This is a genomic window from Synergistaceae bacterium DZ-S4, assembly GCA_025943965.1.
Lineage (GTDB): Bacteria > Synergistota > Synergistia > Synergistales > Synergistaceae > Caenicola > Caenicola nitritireducens.
Window position 1 is genome coordinate 100,954 of sequence record JAPCWD010000003.1, and the last position, 17,155, is coordinate 118,108.

Here is a 17,155-nt window from a genome sequence, read left to right on the forward strand (position 1 = left end):
TCTCACAAAATGTATTTTATCACGACTGACAAGAGGCACTTACCGGCAAATTGCCCATATCTTCATACTTCCCAGACCCAATATACTCCTACTGTCCCGCACCCTACCGAGACTTCGGCCTCTCTGCCGTCAGCAAGCCTGTTGCTTACGCTGTACGGCTCTCCATATTTAAGTACGACGTCCTCAAGAGGCCATTTTACCCCCTTGATCGATACGCCCCTGCTTTCGCCGGTGAAGGATATCAGGGATATCGCGCCGGGGGTCCTGCTGAAACTGATCTTCAAACCTTCAGGTCCGTGCAGAAAGATCATGCCCTCTCTCTCATCGGCCATTCCAAGAGGCCTGATGTTGCCGCAGCAGTTTAGGAAAGAGACGACTGTAGACCAGAGGTGGTCAAACCTTCCGGCAAATCCCCCTGTTACAAAGAGAGCCTTTTCGCACGCCTTGTCTTTTTGGGAGAGGAGATCAAGTGCGAGCTGAAAGTCTGTAAGATCCTTGTCTTTCTCGAACTTCGAGACATCAACCCCGTTGTCGACAGCCCACTTCCACGCCTCCGGGGATGCGCTGTCTCCGTCCCCGACCAGCTTGTCCGGCAGGATACCCGCATCGAAACAGGGATCCACGCCGCTGTCCACCGCCCAAAGGTTCCCGTGGAAATCAACGGACCTCATCCACTCTGCAGCCGGCCTTCTTCCGCCAAGCACCATCATGGTGATATCCGTTCCGCACTCTGTCTCTATCATCAAGTCAGGCAGAACTATAGTTTTCAATAAAAACAACTCCCAAAAGAAGTATGACTATCCGGCAATTATACATTAACCCGTAAAAGCACAGCTGAAAATATTCTCATCACCGCTCATTCTTTGATAGAATATCATAGCCGGAGGAAACCGCAGTCAGACATAGGCTGCATGAAAGAAGAGAGAACGGATCCCCGGAATAATGATCACTGACTGAAGAGGTGTTTGGGATGAACAAAAACGAAGCATTCAATAAGACTTTTTTCAAGAAGGCACTGGCTGCGGGAATTCTTGCAGGCACAGGAGTCGCACTCTCCTTTGTCTCGATCCCTGCCGGACCTGTAAGGTGCTTCCCATTCCAGCACTCGATAAATGTGATAGCAGGAATTCTTTTGGGCCCATTTTGGGCCCTGGGCGCAGCATTCACTACGAGCCTGATCAGAAATATGATGGGGACGGGAAGCCTCTTCGCCTTCCCCGGCAGTATGTTCGGAGCTCTTGCTGTCGGTATCGCCGCCCGTTTTCTGCATGGGAGGCATAAACTGTATTCGGCAGCGGCCGAACCCTTCGGAACGGGGATCATCGGCGCGTGGGTCAGCGCAATGGTGGCGGCTCCGATAACAGGAGCGTCGGCAAGCTTTGCCTTCTTTGCCTTCTAATTTCTGGTCAGCAGCCTGCCGGGCGCCGCTATAGGCGCGGCACTGCTCTACTCGCTTGAAAAGAGGTCTGTGCTCAGGAGTTTCGAGGATATTATGATTTAGCGGACCTCTCCCTTTCGAGAAAGATATTTCCCAGTTCGCGGGCCTTGACCTCCCATTCCTCCTTCGAACCTATGTTCTCGAGGACCCAGTCCGACATCGCCATCTTTTCATCCCTTGGCATCAGCCTCCTCTCGCGCCTTTTTATCTCACCGGCATCCCATCCCCTTGATGCGTTGCGTTCAGCGCGCTTTTCCGGCGACGCCGAAACAAATACCACAAGATCCATCCATTCGGGGCGCCCGCATTCGAAAAGCAAGGGGATCTCGACAACGATCCATCCTTCGGCACCTTTTACAAACTTTTCGATCGCGGAGATAGTCGCAGGGTGCAGGAGATCTGAGACAAACTCATATTCTTCCTCTTCAGAAAATATTTTCGCAGCAATTTTTGCATTAACAGACTTCTGATCTCCGTCAAAAAAATCGCTGCCCCATCTTTCAGCTGCCTTTCTCTGAACATCAGGGTCCTTCCACATATCCCGCGCGACCCTGTCAGCATCGATGACCGTTGCCCCCATCTCTTCCCACACCCTGGCCAGGGTACTCTTACCAGCGCCAACGTCTCCTGTCAGTCCTACTGTCAGCAAAATAACCGCCTCCGGCCGTATCGTCTTTTATCTCAGTTGAGCTCGTCGGGATCTCACCGATGAACCTCGATGTCCTGTTTCTCTGCACACCTCCGAAGAGAAGTCTCGAAGCGGAACCGCTCATGAAGAGCCGTTCCATTGCCCTGGTCATGCCTACGTAACAGAGCCTCCGCTCCTCTGAGAGGTCGCTCTCCCCCTCGACCGCACGTGCGCTGGGAAAGATGCCCTCTTCCATCCCCATTATGAATACGACAGGAAACTCTAGTCCCTTTGCTGCATGAAGCGTGAGAAGGTTGACCCTGTCCTCCATATCGTCCCCTGTGTCCTGATCAGTGAAGAGGGGTATCTCTGTGAGGACCTGGACAATATCGCCGTCCTCGGGAACCAGGGAGAGTATTTCAAGAACGTTCTCCACCCTCTCCTCCCAGTCTTCAGCGTGGTTGGCCTTCAGGTACTCCTCGTAGCCCTGGGAGTAGAGCACGGTCCTTACAGCCTCGTGGACATCGGAAGAGAGTTCGAGGATCTGAAGCATATTCTTCGCCAGTTCCCGGATCCCGTTACCCGATTTCCCCTTCAGGCCCCCTCCGGTTTCTGCAATTTCCTTCCAGACAGCAGCCGCATCGATGCCGGCAGTCTTCTGAAGCTGTTCAGAGAGCAATTCGACGCTCTTCTTTCCAACGCCGCGGACCGGAACGTTAGCCACCCGGGCGAGGGATATGCTGTCTCTGGGGTTGACGGCGAGACGAAGCATCGAAAGGACATCCTTGACTTCAAGCCTTTCATAGAATGCAAGCCCCCTTATGACCCTGTACGGAATGCCCTTTTCAAGGAGTTCCTGCTCTATTGCCCGGCTGAGCGCATTCATCCTGTAAAGGACTGCCATCTCACAATACCTGTAGCCCTCGTCTCTCAGCCTCTCAATGCGGTTTGATATCCATTCGGATTCATCCCTGTCTGTACGCGACCTGTATATGTTTATTAACTCTCCCACCGGCGCTGCGGTCCACAGGTCCTTGGGATGCCTATCCGAGTTCTTCCTGATGACGCCGTTCGCGCCCTCCAGTATCTTTGCTGTGGACCTGTAGTTCTGGTCAAGGACAACGATCTTTGCTCCCCTGAAGTCATTGGCAAAGTTCATTATCATGCTCATGTCGGCCCCCCGCCACCCATATATGGACTGGTCCGGATCCCCGACCACCATTATCTTTCTTCCGGAATCGACAAGACAGCGCAAAAGGAGGTACTGGGGCCTGTTCACATCCTGGTATTCGTCGACCAGTATCCAGTCCAGACGGGAACGTTCCCGCTCGCGGACCTCCTTGTCAGTGGCGAGGATATGGAGAGGCAGGGTCATCAGGTCGTCAAAGTCCAGTGCTCCCTGCGAAAGCAAATGCTGTCTATACTTTTCATACAAAGGAAGCCATCTGGTCTGGATCGCCGGTCCCATGGTCACTGGATTCGATTCAGTCTTGACCCTTGAGATAAGTTCGATGGCCGCCCCTGCGTCCATTATTCGGGGATCTATATCAAGCTGGGTCAGTATCTTCTTTATGACGTTCCTCGTGTCTCCCCTGTCGAAGATAACAAATCTTTTCGGATAGCCCAGTTTCATAAGCGCGTCCGGATATCTGTGGAGAAAACGGAGTCCATACGCATGAAAGGTGGACACCTCCATGCCCCTGAGATCAGACCCGAGGAGTTTCTCGACCCTTGTCTTCATTTCCTTGGCGGCCTTGTTCGTAAAGGTAAGTGCAAGGATCCTCCATGGCGCGACCTTCTTTGCGCCTATCAGATAAGCTATCTTTGAAGTAAGGACGCGGGTCTTGCCGCTGCCCGCTCCGGCAAGGACAAGTTCATGTCCGTCACAGTAAACAACAGCTTCTTTTTGTTTGGGATTTAAAGAATCAATGATTTTATCAGACATATGTCTATGATCACCTTTTGTCTCTATTTACGGTTTATAAAAAAAGGGGCCTTTCGGCCCCTCTATATTACAACTAATCGCCCCTGCTGCAAAAACCTTGAACTCTGCTACAGGGTCCGCGCTGCAGTCAGCCGGAGATCACTTGGGCTCCAACAGGCCATATCCGCCTTCTTCCCTGCGGTAGACGACATTTATTCCACCGGACTGATCGTTTTTGAAAATGAAGAAACTATGTCCGAGAAGGTCCATCTGCATTGTCGCCTCAATAGGAGTCATAACTTCGACGTTGAACTTCTTCGTCTTTACTATCTCGCGCGGCATCTCTTCCTTATCAGCATATGCAGGCAAAAGTTCGGGATCTATATCAAACGAGAAATCCTGGACTTTCATCCTTGCCTTGTCTGTAAGATATCCCTTATGCCTCTTCACCTGACGTTCGATGTTCTTAAGCGCCTTGTCAAAGGCTTTCCTGAGGTCAGGCGCGTAATCCTCGCCCCTCATTACCACCCCGTTAACATTGGAGGTTATCTCGACGACATTCATCCCGCGCTTGAAGTTCAACGCAACCTGCGTGTCAATGATCCTGTCAAAGAATTTTTCGATCTTCCCGACCTTCTTTTCCATATATTCTTTGACCTCTGCCGGCAGTTCCACATTGCGCGTAAGAAAACGTACCTCCATAGCAACTCCTCCATTCGTACTGATGTGGATAAACTAATTGCTGGTGTGTCAATTGTATCACCATATCCTGCCGCCCTCAAACGACTAAATTATGTATATTTGCCTATTCGAAAATAGGCTTCATTGACTCAAAAAAAGCCTAAGGTATAATCTCAAATAAGCAGGACTATGAAAGAGGGGGAAATGTCATGAAAATGTCAAAAAGGATACTTGAGATCCAGCCGTCAGCTACTTTAAGCATCTCCGCCAAGGCAAAAACAATGAAAGCGGAAGGCAAACCCATGATATCATTCAGTCTCGGTGAACCTGACTTCAACTCTCCCGAATGTGCATCAAAGGCAGCGATCGAAGCCATCGAACGCGGTGAATCGCATTACACTCTAAACTCAGGAATACTTGAACTCCGCAAGGAGGTCTGCAACTACTACAAGAGGCGTTTCGGACTTGAATACGCCCCGGATGAAGTCCTTATCGCGCCGGGAGCAAAGCCGCTCCTCTACCAGGCCCTCCAGATGTTTGTCGATCCGGGCGACGAAGTCCTTCTTTTCTCGCCTGCCTGGGTAAGTTATGTTGAGCAGATACACCTTGCGGGAGGAAAGGAAGTAATAGTCGATACCCTCAAGACAGATCTGATCCCGACAAAGGAAGCAGTCGAAGCTGTCCTCAGCAACAAAACGGTGGGTATGATAATCAACTCCCCCTCAAACCCTTCAGGGGCGATATACAACGAAGAGACTCTGAAAATGATCGCTGACATAGCAAGAGAAAAGGATCTCTGGATCATTTTCGACGAAATTTATGAGAGGCTCGTCTACGCGTCCGCAAAACACGTCAATATACTGAACGTTGCTCCCGACCTCAGGGACAAGGTCATCCTGATCAACGGCGCAAGCAAGGCCTATGCGATGACAGGCTGGAGGATCGGCTACGCGCTCGGCCCCAAACCGCTGATAGCTAAGATGAACACACTTCAGACACACCTGACGTCAAACGCATCCTCAATAGCCCAGTGGGCAGCATGGGGAGCCGTGAAGGACGCAGATCCCGACGTTGAGAGGATGCGCGAGGCTTTCGAAGAGCGCCGCGGAGTCATCCTCGGCCTGGTCAGAGATATGCCCTATGTTAAGGTCAGGGACCCCGAGGGCGCCTTCTACATCTTTATCGATGTACGGGAGAGCCCTATCCCCGACGACATGAAGTTCTGTGAAAAGCTGCTCGAAGAGAAGTTTGTCGCCGCAGTCCCCGGAGCAGCCTTCTACGCCCCCGGTTTTGTGAGGTTCTCCTATGCCTGCTCGATGGATAATATACGCGAGGGGATGGGGCGGTTGAAAGAATTCCTACAATCTTTGTAGGCGGGCAGCAATTGCGGCATCTCGCGGCGCTGACTTAGCAACACTTGCGGACCCTCGCTTCGACGTATTGGTATACGCCTTCGCGAGGGCCCGCTGCATGTTGCGTCGTCATCATCCACGATCTGCCCCAATTGCGATATTGGGCAGGGCTATCAAGGGTCTGTGACTTTTCAAGCCCGGAGAATTTGCGAGAAATACGCTCGCGGTAAATTTACGAGAAAAACGCTCGTGGAGAATTTGTTGAATGAACCATTCAGCGGTGAATTGGCCCCTAAATCATAAATCTTGAATTCACCGCCTGACGGAGTCAGACAAATTCTCCGCGATGCGAAGCGAGCAAATTCTCCGCAGCGCAGACGCTGCAAATTCTCCGCGGTGGCAACACCGCAAATTCCCCGACCCAACAACTGCTTCACCATTGCTTCACTACAGTTTCACGCGACCGTATTTGTCGCAGTTTCACAATAGTAACTTTGAGACTGCCTCGATTTGCCGTTCCCTTATCCATTCTGCCCTGGCCTTTCCCTCTATGGCCAACGGGAGTTCGGCACGGGCCTTCTTCATCGTTTCAAGATATAACTCGCTGTTCGCGAGGAAGGGATAAGAGTCAATGGTGCCCTCGGCTTTTGTTATGGCGGCACATCCGTCTATTCCTATGGGGTGATTTTGGAGAACGGCAAGAGTGTCCACGGTAACGGCGGGGTCTTTTCCCTTTGAGGGATCGGGCAGATGCATTACGGCGAATTCAGAGCATCTGCTCCACAGGACCGGCAGCCTTACAGTCCTGTTGATCTCTTCCAAAACGCAGACGGCAGACTTCTCCGGCAGGAAGGATGAGACTGACCTGGCAAGAGAGGCAAACCTTATTTCAGCTCTTTCGCTTGCCCCTGCAGTTTTGTCCAAAATGTACATTGCTTTTTTGAATGCCTTGCCGCCATCCGGGGATCCACTTTCCCATATATGTTCAAGCGGAGGAATGACCGTCTCTATGATATCGGCTTTGGCAAGCATCAGAAAGAATACCGAGGGTTTTCCCGAATTCATCACCCTCTTCAATTCACCAAATATCCTCTCCCTCGGCTCCCTAGAAAGCTCGTGCCTGCAGCGGCGCATCCTCTCAAGGGTATGTGTCTCTATCGTGAAATCAAACTCGGCAGCCTGCCTGGCTGCCCTCAGCGCCCTTACAGGGTCTTCGCAGAAGTGTGAGGAAGTTGCCCTTATCAACCTGGCTTTAATGTCAGCCTGCCCTCCGAAGGGGTCTGTCAGCTTATCCTCTTCCGGCGACCATGCCATACTGTTTATTGTGGTATCACGCCTGAAAAGGTCCTCTTCTATGGTCACATCCGGTCCGTATTCCACAGCAAAGCCCCTGTAGCCGCTGCCTTCTTTTCTTTCAGTCCTTGCAAGGGCGACGTCGCATGAGGTTCCGTCTATGGTGAGAATAAATACGGGGAAGGAACTTCCGGTCTTTACTGCCCGGGGAAATGCTTCTGCAAACGTCCCTTCGTCAAGTCCGCAGATCACATAGTCCCTGTCGTGAGGACACGCCCCCATCAGCCTGTCGCGCACCCAGCCTCCGACGACATAGGCCTTTCCGCCGATCTCTCTGACTTTCCTGAGGAACTCCGTCTCTCTCATCATTTGAATAATATAACACAGGGAGGCATCGCCTAAGCGATGCCTCCCTGAAATATGCCAATATGCGGTTTTCTATTTTTCCATTATCTCTTTTTCTTTTTCGGCCAGCATTTCATCGACCTTTTTAATAAATGCGTCTGTCTGATCCTGGGCTTCCTTCTGGTACTTCTTCAGGTCGTCTTCCGTTATCTTGCTTTCCTTCTCCATCTTCTTAAGTGAGTCGATAACATCCCTGCGGACGTTGCGGATAGCGATCCTTGCCTCTTCAGCCGATTTATTGACTATCTTGGTCAGTTCTATTCGGCGGGCCTGAGTAAGTTCGGGCAGGTTCAGGCGTATCGTCTCACCGTCGTTCTGAGGGTTTATACCCAAAGGAGATGCCTGTATGGCTTTTTCGATGGCTTTCATCGCTGTCTTGTCCCATGGGTTGATCATGATCTGACGTGCTTCCGGAACGCTCACGGTCCCCATGTTTTTTATCGGTGTCGGATTACCGAAGTAGTCGACCCTTATGTCTTCTACAAGGGCGGGGTGTGCCCTTCCTGTCCGTATGCCCTGAAGTGTTCCCTTGAGAAACTCAAGCGTCTTTTCACTGCGGGTCTTTAGGTCCTTGATCATATTTTGAGGCACGCAGATCACTCCTTATAAGAATAATATGCCGCTTATGCAGGCATTCGATCAGTTTTAAAAACCTTCGGCACGAGACTTGCCAGGCTGAGGTCATCTGACCTGCACAATAGTATATACCAAATCTCTCTTAAATGTGTGATTTTATTGGGCGCAGCAACCATTTTTGACAGCTCAGTCTTTGGTGCCGCCGGATCAGATACCCGCTAAGACTGATCGCTTACTACAGATCCGATCTCCTGTCCCTCAATAAGGAGTTTACGCAGATTGCCTTTTTTGTTCACGTCGAATACTATTATGGGTATCCTGTTTTCCTGGCAAAGCGAGAATGCCGCTGCATCCATTACCTTGAGCTGCATCCTCAGAGCATCCATGTATGTGAGTTTGGGAAGACGCTTTGCATCTGGATACTTTTCCGGGTCCTTGTCGTATATCCCGTCAACTTTTGTAGCCTTAATAAGACATTCGGCTCCTATCTCCGAAGCCCTCAATGCAGCTGTTGTATCTGTTGAAAAGTAGGGTGAACCTGTTCCTGCGGCGAATATGACTATTCTTCCCTTTTCGAGGTGCCTTATGGCTCTCCTGCGAATAACTGTCTCTGCTACCTGCTTCATTTCTATGGCTGACTGTACCCTGGTCGGCTGTCCAAGGCGCTCAAGCGCATCCTGAAGCGCGAGCGCGTTTATGACAGTGCCAAGCATACCCATATAATCGGCCTGTGCCCTCTCGACGCTTACGGTCTGCGAGCCGCGGATTATGTTCCCGCCCCCCACTACCATGGAGATGGCGACTCCCTCCCTCGCGACCTCGACTATTTCCTCGCAAATCCCCCTGATCGCCTCGTAATCAAGTCCAAAATGCGCGTCTCCCGCAAGAATCTCTCCAGAGAGCTTAAGCAAAACACGGTTATATTTACGATCCATCAGGGCACACTCCTTATATAAATTTTTAATAATATTTCTGTTCAATGCTATAAAGTCCGGTAAAATGAAAAATGACTGCTAATATATTTGATATCTTTTGTGTTAATTCCAATTATCTGTCAAAGTTTAAAAAAAGAGCGAGGGGTTCTCCCTCGCTCTTTTATAATTGCTTAGCCTTCGATGATGAAACGGGAGAAACGGCCTACTTTAATGTTTTCTCCGATTTTGGCTATATTTTCGATAACCAGATCCTTGATCTTTCTGTCCGGATCGCGAATATATTTTTGTTCCATCAGACAGTTCTCTTCGTAATACTTATTGATGCGGCCTTCGGCAATCTTGTCGAGCATTTTTTCGGGCTTGCCCTCTTCACGGGCCTGAGCCTTGATGACTTCGGTCTCGTGCTCAACTACGCACTGAGGCACATCTTCCGGCACGATGTATGCCGGATTTGCCGCTGCGATCTGCATTGCTATCTCGTGGCCCAGGTGCTGAAATTCTTCGGTACGGGCAACAAAGTCTGTCTCACAGTTGAGTTCGACAAGCACGCCAAGCTTGGCATTGCTGTGAATGTAGCTGAAGATCATACCCTGAGCCGCACTGCGGTCAGCCTTTTTTGCCGCTTTGGCAAGCCCCTTCTCGCGAAGGTAGTCAACTGCCTTATCTATATCGCCGCAGCACTCAACGAGTGCCTTTTTACAGTCCATCATACCGACTGATGTACGTCCGCGAAGTTCAGATACAAGTCCTGCTGTAATGTCTGCCATTGTCAGTTAGCCTCCTTCCAACCTTTCTGCTCTTCGATAGCCTTTACCGCCACCTTGTCGATCTCATCGACAACGGGGTCGAGCTCTTCGGGCATTACAGGCACAACGTTTTCCTCTGCTGTCTCTTCTTCATCGTTTACTCTTTCGACCCTTGAATCCTGCCCCTGACGGCCTTCAATGAAGGCATTGGCCATAAGTCCTACTACCAGTTCTATCGCGCGGATAGCGTCGTCATTTCCGGGGATCGGATAGTCAATGACATCGGGATCGCAGTTTGTGTCTACGATAGAAATAACGGGGATGCCAAGCTTGTGGGCTTCAAGCACCGCGATCGTTTCACGGCGCGGGTCGATTACAAAGAGGGCATCGGGAATATCCTTCATATCCTTGATACCGGAAAGATATTTCTCGAGTTTGTCTTTTTCCTTACGGAGCTGGATGATCTCCTTCTTGGGGTACTTGTTGATCCTTCCGGTGTCTTCCATTTCCTGAAGCTCTACCATGCGGGTCACCCTGCGGCGTATGGTCGCAAAGTTTGTGAGAAGTCCTCCCAGCCAGCGCTGGTTGATATAGTACTGTCCTGCTTTCAGTGCCTCTTCCCTGATAGGATCCTGCGCCTGGCGCTTTGTCCCTACGAAAAGGATGCTTCCGCCAGACTTGGAGACTTCGCGAACAAAGTCGTATGCCCTCTCAAGTCCCTTGACTGTCTTCTGCAGGTCGATGATGTAGATGCCGTTGCGCTCCGTGAAGATGTATGGCTTCATCTTCGGGTTCCAGCGCCTGGTCTGATGTCCGAAATGAACACCGCACTCAAGCAGCTGTTTCATGCTTACTACTCCCATGTGTATCCCTCCTGTTTTTTCCTCCAGACGCTTCCTCCCGCAAAAAAACCCTTTTGGGCAACATTTCTGCGATCCGCGCCTGTGTGTTTTGCACCGCTCCCAAGTATATCATGGAGGCATTTATTTATGCAAGCTTCCAAAGCTTTTTAAATGTTTTTTGAGCGGTCTTCCCATGCTCCTTAACAAAGACTGCCTCGTCAGGTCAGCACTTACCCCATGGACAGGCACTGAGACAAAGACCACAGACTTTGTTTCCACAAGTCTCAAAGTTGTTTTTCAGAAGTTCCCTGCATGCTCTCCTGTCTACCCTTTCATCCACTGCCTGATCCATCTTCCATGCTATACCCCTGATAGCCCCGGCGGGACATGCCCTCTGACAGCAGGTGCAGTCCCCGCACTTCGATCTCATCGGCACTCCGCACTTAAGCGGAGCATTGCAGATAACTGTTGCAAGGCGCTGCATAGGTCCTCTGTCCGGTGTGATAAGGCAGCAACTCTTGCCTATCCAGCCAAGCCCTGCCAGATGCGCAGCGGCACGATGGCTAAAAATGCCGTGCATCCCCTCTTTTACGGCCTTGCTTGCCGGTATCGGAAAAGCTCTGAAACCTCTTGACTCAAGCCAGTCCGTTATCCTTATTGTCATTATGTCGAGGGCAATGTTCGCAACCTCGTAATACCGCGCATAAGTATCTGTCGGTCCCTTAAGGGATATTTCCCTTATCACTGAAGAAGGCATATTCAGAGCAATTGAAACGGCACAGGGGTAATCATCCAATGTTCTTCCGTAAGTTTTTCTGATCTCCTCCGCGTAGGGGCGCAGGTCGGCAAACCCAACCTTACCTGCTCCGATAGATAAGGAATATTCTCTGAGCTCGTGGCTAAGGCCATCGATATTGTCATGCATGTCGGACCCCTCCTTGATCAGCTTCATCTGTCAGACCGCATAAAAATGTTTTTTAGTTAAAGAGCATGCCTGCCAGGCCCGCAGACCGGATCGTTTCGCCTGTGAAAGTATCGATGATCTCTTTGTTTCTGACCGCATAGATCCGCCATGCCAGTTGTATCTTCGGCTCGTTTACAGATACGTTCCTGTTTCTTATGACCCTTTTCCAGCTTTGAAAGTCAGAAGGTACGGCCCCGCATTCTGCCAGTTCCTTTGCAAGGGCAGGGGATATTCTGAGTTCGAGACGCTCCTGCTCATCTGCCTCAGGAATAAAGTCCATGTCAAGGATAATTGTCTTTTCTCCGAACAAAGCAGTATTCCCGTTATAGCCGTCAATGATGACGACATGATAAAGATACCTGGGACCGCGCATGAGGCTTCTTTCCAGTATCTCGACCGGCGCAACATATACAGGTATAAATATAAGTTTATCCCCCGGCGCAGGTCTTTCTTTCATTGGCAGGTACCCGGAAGGTTGATTATCCATAGTTTTATCCTCCGTCTTTAAGCATCCAGCTTACGAAAAGAGTGCTTTCTGCAGGGGGCCCAGTGACCCCATGGCACCCAAAAGACACCGCTTACCGCTGCTTCCTTCCGGACCTGACGGGATTCACGGGCTTTCGCCGCATAGGACTGGACACCCTGCAAAAAACACTCGCTTTTCATTGTTATATGATAGCATAATCCTTGTAGATGGCGTGCCTGTCGGGATTCGAACCCGAGACCTTCAGCTCCGGAGGCTGACACTCTATCCAGCTGAGCTACAGGCACAGTTCCGGGAACAGAGGAAAGTATAGCACATAGAGAATGGAGCTGTCACGATGAATGACATTCATTATATGAGGGAAGCCCTCAAAGAAGCGGAGAAAGCCATGCAGAAGGGCGAGATCCCTGTCGGTGCTTTGTTGGTGAGGGACGGGAAGATCATCGGGCGCGGATCGAATTCAAGGTCACTTGAAGGCTCCCCGCTCGGACATGCGGAGCTGGCTGCAATGGAAGAGGCATCAGAGGCACTTAACAATTGGCGGCTCGATGACTGCACCCTCTATGTCACACTCGAACCATGTGTCATGTGCGCCGGTGCGATGGTACAGTCAAGGCTGGGGACCCTGGTCTACGGAGCTAAGGATCCTAAGGCCGGAGCTGTCGGTTCCCTTTACAACATCGTCGAAGATCCGAGAATGTACCACAGGTGTATTGTAAGGTCAGGAATATTGAAGGAGGAGTGCGCCGAATTGCTGCGCATTTTTTTCCAAATGAGGCGTTCTGAAGCACTCTGATCCATTTTGACATTCACTATGGAATAGGCTATAATGCGCTCCGTCAGTTTGTCACAGGCAATTGATACGATGCACGCGGAGAGGTGGCTGAGTGGTCGAAGGCGCTCGCCTGGAAAGTGAGTGAACGGCTTATCCCCGTTCCAAGGGTTCAAATCCCTTCCTCTCCGCCATTTTTACATCAATTTACACAGACTGTGTTTTTATCCGGAGGGGTGGCCGAGTGGTCGAAGGCGGGCGACTCGAAATCGTCTTGGCGGTGCTGAGCTGTCACGTGGGTTCAAATCCCACCCTCTCCGCCATATTTAGAATCCGTTTTCTGAAATATGGAATCATCCAATAAAAAATAAAGTTGGGAAGGCATATGATGCCGACCCAATTTTTTTTATATGATCCTTAATTTTTGCATTATCAGCTATTCTGGTCTTCCAGTTTTTTCCTGATCTGCAAGGAGGCTTCTGTTTTGCCGAGACCCCCGAATGTGCAGCGAAGTTCCAAAGGCAGTTTCAGGCCGATGTCGTACATCGCCTTTATGGTCTGATCCAACGGAATGACCTTATCGTACCCCGCCAATGCCATGTTCGCGCTGGATATGGCATTTGATCCTCCCATTATATTCTTTCCCAGGCAGGGGACCTCGACCCGATTGGCTACCGGATCACACGCAAGGCCCGTGACATTCTGCAGCGCAATGGAAGCTGCATTTATGCACTCTTCCACTGTTCCTCCCGCCATTTGGGCAACTCCTGCCGCAGCCATAGCCGAGCCTGCACCGCACTCGACCTGACAGCCGGCCACCTCTGCGGCAAAAGTTGCTGACTCAGCAATAAATATCCCTATCAGCCCTGCCGCCAGCATTCCTTTGGTGATTTCATCCTTTGAGGCTCCAATTGACCTGCCAACACCTATCAGCGTCCCGGGAAGGCATCCGCATGATCCTGCTGTCGGAGCAGCAACGATGACGCCCATGGAGCTTTTGACTTCCATAACAGCAGTTATGTATTTGATCACCGTATTGAGCAGATCACAAGGGACCAGCTTTTTCTTTCTTGCCCCCTCATCGATCTTGTACGACTGGTAACCCAGTATCCTGTCCTTATACTCAGTACCGCGAAGCCCCTCTTCAACAGCGTTCTCCATTATCGCTACCAGGTCCGACATCTTCTGAAAGACTTCTTCTTCGCTTGTATTACCTCTGTGGCTTTCATACAGCAGCGCAAATTCCCAAAGTTCCCTGCGGTCACTCTTTGACAGTTCTATCAGTTCATCGGAGGTCAGAAAGGGGACCTTGCATTCTGCACGGGAGTGAGTGGGAAGTATCGGTTCAATACAGATAATGTCAATGATGAGATCTTCTTTTTTAAGCAGCTCGATCTGATCCATAGAAGGTTTATCAGCAAATTTCAATTCAAACAAGGCACGATCATCCTTTGTGTCGATCAGTGCAAAGTCATGACCATATGCATAAGAATTGATGATCTCCATGATCTTCTCAGCACTTTTTTCAGAGCAGTCCGCGGTGATCAAAATTTCGTAAAAATCTCCTGCCATTTTTATTCCAAAACCGTCGAACTTTTGCATCTCGATCATGCCGCCGCCGACTGAGACCGCTTCCCATTCGTGGGAGTATCCGTCCCCGCTTTTTGCGGAGATCCTGTAATTGTTGGGGTGCACCGCTCCATAATCCAGGATCCGGAATTCTATCTCTATTCCTGAATTACGAGCGAGAGCTGCGTAATTTGAAACGTCAGGGTCCGTAACAGGCATACCGAGAATGCCGCTCACAAATCCCATGTCTGTCCCGTGTCCGTCATGAGATTCGGCCAATGATCCGTTCACATCAAAATCAACAACCACTTCTTTAACATCCTTATTCAGGGACTGTCTCACAATATCAGCGATCCGGGACGCCCCAGCAACATGAGAACTGGACGGGCCCCTCATTACCGGCCCGATAACATCATTGAATATGCTTGACGGAAGCTTTTCCATAAAAACCTTCCTTTCTACCAGCTGACAAAACCATTTTTCAATTTATCGTCATCTTCAACGATAAGATGGTTAAACCCGGTAATATGCACGTCACTGCACGAAACCCTCGGAATGATCGCCCTTGTACCGTTCAGATCGATCTCCTTTATAGCCGATGCCCTGAATACGCCGCCATATATACTTTTCTGATAGAAGGTTCCGCTCATGTCAATAAGTCCCCTGAAGTAACGTTGGGCCAGCCTGGTGGACGTTCCCGTCCCGCATGGAGATATGTCCGCCTGTGCGTCTCCAAAAATGCACTGACAGAGATACTCTCCCTTTTCGTTTGGTCTGTTCTGAACGAACAGCAATTGATCCATGTAATTTATTGATTTGTTGGCAGGATGCTGCACCTTTATTTTTTCATTCGCAGAAGCAAGTATTATTTTACTCAGTTTACGCAGCTCGTCCATCTTGTCCTTTGTAAGGTCCATCTTTATCGAATCGATGTCTACTATCGTAAAGAAATTTCCCCCAAACCCAACATCCACACTAATATTTCCTGCTCCGGGAACTTTTATTTCAAGATCCTTGCTATAGAGAAAAGCGGGAACGTTATCAAACGAAATGCGTTGAACATCGCCGTTTTTGATTTCAACATAAACAGTTACTATGCCACTCGGTGTTTCAAGCTTTATCACCGTTTCAGGCTCTGTCCGCTTTACCATGCCTGTCTCGACAAGCACCTTTGCCACAGATAAGGTACCTGCGCCGCACATAGGCTGATATGTGAGTGCATCAATGTAAAAGAGGCCGTAATCTGCATCTTTGGAACAAGGTTCTGTCAAAACGGCACCAACAAGGGAAAGAAATCCTCTCGGCTGGTGCATTGCACATGTCCTTATCCAGTCATAATTTGTCCTCATATATTCCATTTTATCTTCCATGGTATCCCCTTTAAGCGGAGGGATGCCGGATGTGATGACTCTTATTGGAGTACCCGTTGTGTGTGCGTCGACGGCGAAAATCGATTTTGTGTTACGCATCAAAATACCCCCACAGCCCTCTGTTTGAACGCAGGATCATATATATCGCCCTATTCCCGCTGCAACAGCTTTTTTGTAAACATTGTAAGCTATTACTATATCTAAAGTTGCAAAGCCGACCGTTTTCATAATGGTGATCTGCCGAGAGTCTGTCCTTCCTTCGACTCTCCCAAGAATGAGATCTCCAAGCTCTCCGGTTATTGATTCTTTGCTGAACTTGCCTTCAGAGATAGGTATAAGGAACTCACCTGCCTCGGACATTATAGCTTCCGTGTTGTCTATGAATATCTTGTCGGCATGAGTGACTGTATACTCATCCAGCTCACGCTTATGCGGCATAAAGACTCCAACAGCATTAATATGAGTCCCCTTTTTGATCTTTCGTCCGTCAAATACCGGATCAGAGCTTGTAGTAACAGTAGTGATTATGTCGGCGGAATCGATCGCCTCGTCTGAAGAAACCGCACCGACCAGCTTGGTATTGAACTTCTCAGCAAGAGCTGATGCTCTGTCGATAAATGATGCCGTCCATTCAGGATTGGAATCGTAAATGCGTACTTCTGATAATTTTCTCACTGTCAATAAGGCTTCAAGCTGTGACATGGCCTGACCTCCGGTCCCGAAGAGGGCGGCAGTTTCTGCGTCTTTATTTGCAAGGAGTTTTGTCGCCAGTCCTGAAACTGCTCCTGTTCGCATACGCGTAAGTTCTGTGCCGTCAAGAATTGCGTTGACTACCCCCGTTTCAGGGTCTGTCAGCAGTGTCGTTGCCGTTACGGCCGGCATCCTTTTTTGGGCGTTATCTGGGTAGGTCGATACGATCTTTATGCCTGCTGCAGGGAAGTCCTTGATAAGGGCAGGCATAAAAGATGTGATGCCATTTTTTTTAACTTCGAAATTTATACGTACGGGGACTTCCGTCCCTCCGTTGCTTTGAATAACAAAAGCCTCTTCATTTGAATTTATCGCATCTTCCATTGTGAAAACTTTTCTAATATCTTCAGCGTTTAAAACCAACATATGGAACACCTCTCTTGTTTTTAGATTTATCATAAAACATAGCTGGAGTACATCAAGATA

The 17,155-nt window shown here is 49.7% G+C and carries 17 protein-coding genes, 3 tRNA genes and 1 other RNA gene; 5 read left to right on the plus strand and 16 right to left on the minus strand.

The genetic code is table 11. The features are described from left to right. Positions 1 to 62 precede the first annotated feature (62 nt). A complete protein-coding gene (locus OLM33_02885) occupies positions 63 to 770 on the minus strand; it encodes a thiamine diphosphokinase (GenBank protein MCW1712618.1) in 708 nt (235 codons plus the stop codon). Positions 771 to 970: 200 nt separating this feature from the next. Here OLM33_02885 and thiW point away from each other — a divergent pair, with 200 nt between their 5' ends. Continuing rightward, positions 971 to 1,399 (plus strand): energy coupling factor transporter S component ThiW, encoded by a 429-nt coding sequence (thiW, locus tag OLM33_02890; protein MCW1712619.1) that lies wholly within the window; start codon positions 971 to 973, stop codon positions 1,397 to 1,399. Between the two features lie 91 nt (positions 1,400 to 1,490). On the opposite strand, the gene coaE is transcribed toward thiW, so the two are convergent. The 3 genes from coaE to raiA form a co-directional block, all read right to left on the minus strand. Next, positions 1,491 to 2,087, minus strand: coding sequence for a dephospho-CoA kinase (gene coaE, locus OLM33_02895; protein ID MCW1712620.1), 597 nt, complete (start codon positions 2,085 to 2,087; stop codon positions 1,491 to 1,493). Continuing rightward, positions 2,047 to 4,011: a UvrD-helicase domain-containing protein gene (locus OLM33_02900; GenBank protein MCW1712621.1), complete on the minus strand. Its 1,965-nt coding sequence runs from the start codon at positions 4,009 to 4,011 to the stop codon at positions 2,047 to 2,049. Before OLM33_02900 ends, coaE begins: the two co-directional genes overlap by 41 nt. 138 nt (positions 4,012 to 4,149) lie before the next feature. Then, on the minus strand, positions 4,150 to 4,692 hold the full coding sequence (gene raiA / locus OLM33_02905) for a ribosome-associated translation inhibitor RaiA (protein MCW1712622.1): 543 nt from the start codon (positions 4,690 to 4,692) through the stop codon (positions 4,150 to 4,152). A gap of 188 nt (positions 4,693 to 4,880) precedes the next feature. Between raiA and OLM33_02910 the strand changes: the two genes are divergently transcribed. Next, positions 4,881 to 6,044 carry a pyridoxal phosphate-dependent aminotransferase gene (locus OLM33_02910; protein MCW1712623.1) on the plus strand — a complete coding sequence of 388 codons (1,164 nt, stop codon included), beginning with the start codon at positions 4,881 to 4,883 and terminating at the stop codon, positions 6,042 to 6,044. Between the two features lie 459 nt (positions 6,045 to 6,503). Here the strand turns inward: OLM33_02910 and OLM33_02915 are convergent, their stop codons facing one another. The 9 genes from OLM33_02915 to OLM33_02955 all read right to left on the minus strand — a co-directional run bounded on the left by OLM33_02915 (position 6,504) and on the right by OLM33_02955 (position 12,555). Then, positions 6,504 to 7,685 (minus strand): hypothetical protein, encoded by a 1,182-nt coding sequence (locus OLM33_02915; GenBank protein MCW1712624.1) that lies wholly within the window; start codon positions 7,683 to 7,685, stop codon positions 6,504 to 6,506. A gap of 69 nt (positions 7,686 to 7,754) precedes the next feature. Next, positions 7,755 to 8,312 carry a ribosome recycling factor gene (gene frr, locus OLM33_02920; GenBank protein MCW1712625.1) on the minus strand — a complete coding sequence of 186 codons (558 nt, stop codon included), beginning with the start codon at positions 8,310 to 8,312 and terminating at the stop codon, positions 7,755 to 7,757. A gap of 203 nt (positions 8,313 to 8,515) precedes the next feature. Continuing rightward, positions 8,516 to 9,232 carry a UMP kinase gene (gene pyrH / locus OLM33_02925; GenBank protein MCW1712626.1) on the minus strand — a complete coding sequence of 239 codons (717 nt, stop codon included), beginning with the start codon at positions 9,230 to 9,232 and terminating at the stop codon, positions 8,516 to 8,518. 170 nt (positions 9,233 to 9,402) lie between these two features. After that, positions 9,403 to 9,999, minus strand: coding sequence for a translation elongation factor Ts (gene tsf / locus OLM33_02930; GenBank protein ID MCW1712627.1), 597 nt, complete (start codon positions 9,997 to 9,999; stop codon positions 9,403 to 9,405). A 2-nt stretch (positions 10,000 to 10,001) separates the two neighbouring features. Continuing rightward, the gene (gene rpsB / locus OLM33_02935) at positions 10,002 to 10,841 is read right to left on the minus strand and encodes a 30S ribosomal protein S2 (GenBank protein ID MCW1712628.1); all 840 of its coding nucleotides are present in this window, start codon (positions 10,839 to 10,841) and stop codon (positions 10,002 to 10,004) included. A 202-nt stretch (positions 10,842 to 11,043) separates the two neighbouring features. Further along, positions 11,044 to 11,745: a hypothetical protein gene (locus OLM33_02940; protein MCW1712629.1), complete on the minus strand. Its 702-nt coding sequence runs from the start codon at positions 11,743 to 11,745 to the stop codon at positions 11,044 to 11,046. A gap of 52 nt (positions 11,746 to 11,797) precedes the next feature. Continuing rightward, a complete protein-coding gene (locus OLM33_02945; GenBank protein ID MCW1712630.1) occupies positions 11,798 to 12,271 on the minus strand; it encodes a hypothetical protein in 474 nt (157 codons plus the stop codon). A gap of 53 nt (positions 12,272 to 12,324) precedes the next feature. Beyond that, positions 12,325 to 12,424: signal recognition particle sRNA small type (gene ffs, locus OLM33_02950), an RNA gene on the minus strand. A 54-nt stretch (positions 12,425 to 12,478) separates the two neighbouring features. Beyond that, positions 12,479 to 12,555: transfer RNA gene (locus OLM33_02955), tRNA-Arg, on the minus strand. 50 nt (positions 12,556 to 12,605) lie between these two features. Here OLM33_02955 and tadA point away from each other — a divergent pair. The 3 genes from tadA (at position 12,606) to OLM33_02970 (ending at position 13,363) form a co-directional block, all read left to right on the plus strand. Beyond that, entirely contained in the window at positions 12,606 to 13,064 is a 459-nt protein-coding gene (gene tadA / locus OLM33_02960) for a tRNA adenosine(34) deaminase TadA (GenBank protein MCW1712631.1), read from the plus strand. 77 nt (positions 13,065 to 13,141) lie between these two features. Beyond that, positions 13,142 to 13,234 (plus strand) — tRNA-Ser (locus tag OLM33_02965). Between the two features lie 36 nt (positions 13,235 to 13,270). Next, positions 13,271 to 13,363 (plus strand) — tRNA-Ser (locus OLM33_02970). A gap of 109 nt (positions 13,364 to 13,472) precedes the next feature. Here OLM33_02970 and OLM33_02975 read toward each other — a convergent pair. The 3 genes from OLM33_02975 to OLM33_02985 are packed head-to-tail and all read right to left on the minus strand — an operon-like array spanning position 13,473 to position 17,095. Further along, complete coding sequence (locus OLM33_02975; protein ID MCW1712632.1) at positions 13,473 to 15,053, minus strand: L-serine ammonia-lyase, iron-sulfur-dependent, subunit alpha; 1,581 nt, start codon at positions 15,051 to 15,053, stop codon at positions 13,473 to 13,475. A gap of 14 nt (positions 15,054 to 15,067) precedes the next feature. Beyond that, entirely contained in the window at positions 15,068 to 16,078 is a 1,011-nt protein-coding gene (locus OLM33_02980; protein ID MCW1712633.1) for a proline racemase family protein, read from the minus strand. A 36-nt stretch (positions 16,079 to 16,114) separates the two neighbouring features. Further along, on the minus strand, positions 16,115 to 17,095 hold the full coding sequence (locus OLM33_02985) for an ornithine cyclodeaminase family protein (GenBank protein MCW1712634.1): 981 nt from the start codon (positions 17,093 to 17,095) through the stop codon (positions 16,115 to 16,117). Positions 17,096 to 17,155 lie beyond the last annotated feature (60 nt).

Bases quoted from the DNA above. Each gene is read 5' to 3' on its own strand.
- thiW (MCW1712619.1), top strand. From the start codon at position 971: ATGAACAAAAACGAAGCATTCAATAAGACTTTTTTCAAGAAGGCACTG.
- OLM33_02900 (MCW1712621.1), bottom strand. From the start codon at position 4,011: ATGTCTGATAAAATCATTGATTCTTTAAATCCCAAACAAAAAGAAGCT.
- raiA (MCW1712622.1), bottom strand. From the start codon at position 4,692: ATGGAGGTACGTTTTCTTACGCGCAATGTGGAACTGCCGGCAGAGGTC.
- OLM33_02910 (MCW1712623.1), top strand. From the start codon at position 4,881: ATGAAAATGTCAAAAAGGATACTTGAGATCCAGCCGTCAGCTACTTTA.
- OLM33_02915 (MCW1712624.1), bottom strand. From the start codon at position 7,685: ATGATGAGAGAGACGGAGTTCCTCAGGAAAGTCAGAGAGATCGGCGGA.
- pyrH (MCW1712626.1), bottom strand. From the start codon at position 9,232: ATGGATCGTAAATATAACCGTGTTTTGCTTAAGCTCTCTGGAGAGATT.
- tsf (MCW1712627.1), bottom strand. From the start codon at position 9,999: ATGGCAGACATTACAGCAGGACTTGTATCTGAACTTCGCGGACGTACA.
- rpsB (MCW1712628.1), bottom strand. From the start codon at position 10,841: ATGGGAGTAGTAAGCATGAAACAGCTGCTTGAGTGCGGTGTTCATTTC.
- OLM33_02940 (MCW1712629.1), bottom strand. From the start codon at position 11,745: ATGCATGACAATATCGATGGCCTTAGCCACGAGCTCAGAGAATATTCC.
- OLM33_02945 (MCW1712630.1), bottom strand. From the start codon at position 12,271: ATGGATAATCAACCTTCCGGGTACCTGCCAATGAAAGAAAGACCTGCG.
- tadA (MCW1712631.1), top strand. From the start codon at position 12,606: ATGAATGACATTCATTATATGAGGGAAGCCCTCAAAGAAGCGGAGAAA.
- OLM33_02975 (MCW1712632.1), bottom strand. From the start codon at position 15,053: ATGGAAAAGCTTCCGTCAAGCATATTCAATGATGTTATCGGGCCGGTA.
- OLM33_02980 (MCW1712633.1), bottom strand. From the start codon at position 16,078: ATGCGTAACACAAAATCGATTTTCGCCGTCGACGCACACACAACGGGT.
- OLM33_02985 (MCW1712634.1), bottom strand. From the start codon at position 17,095: ATGTTGGTTTTAAACGCTGAAGATATTAGAAAAGTTTTCACAATGGAA.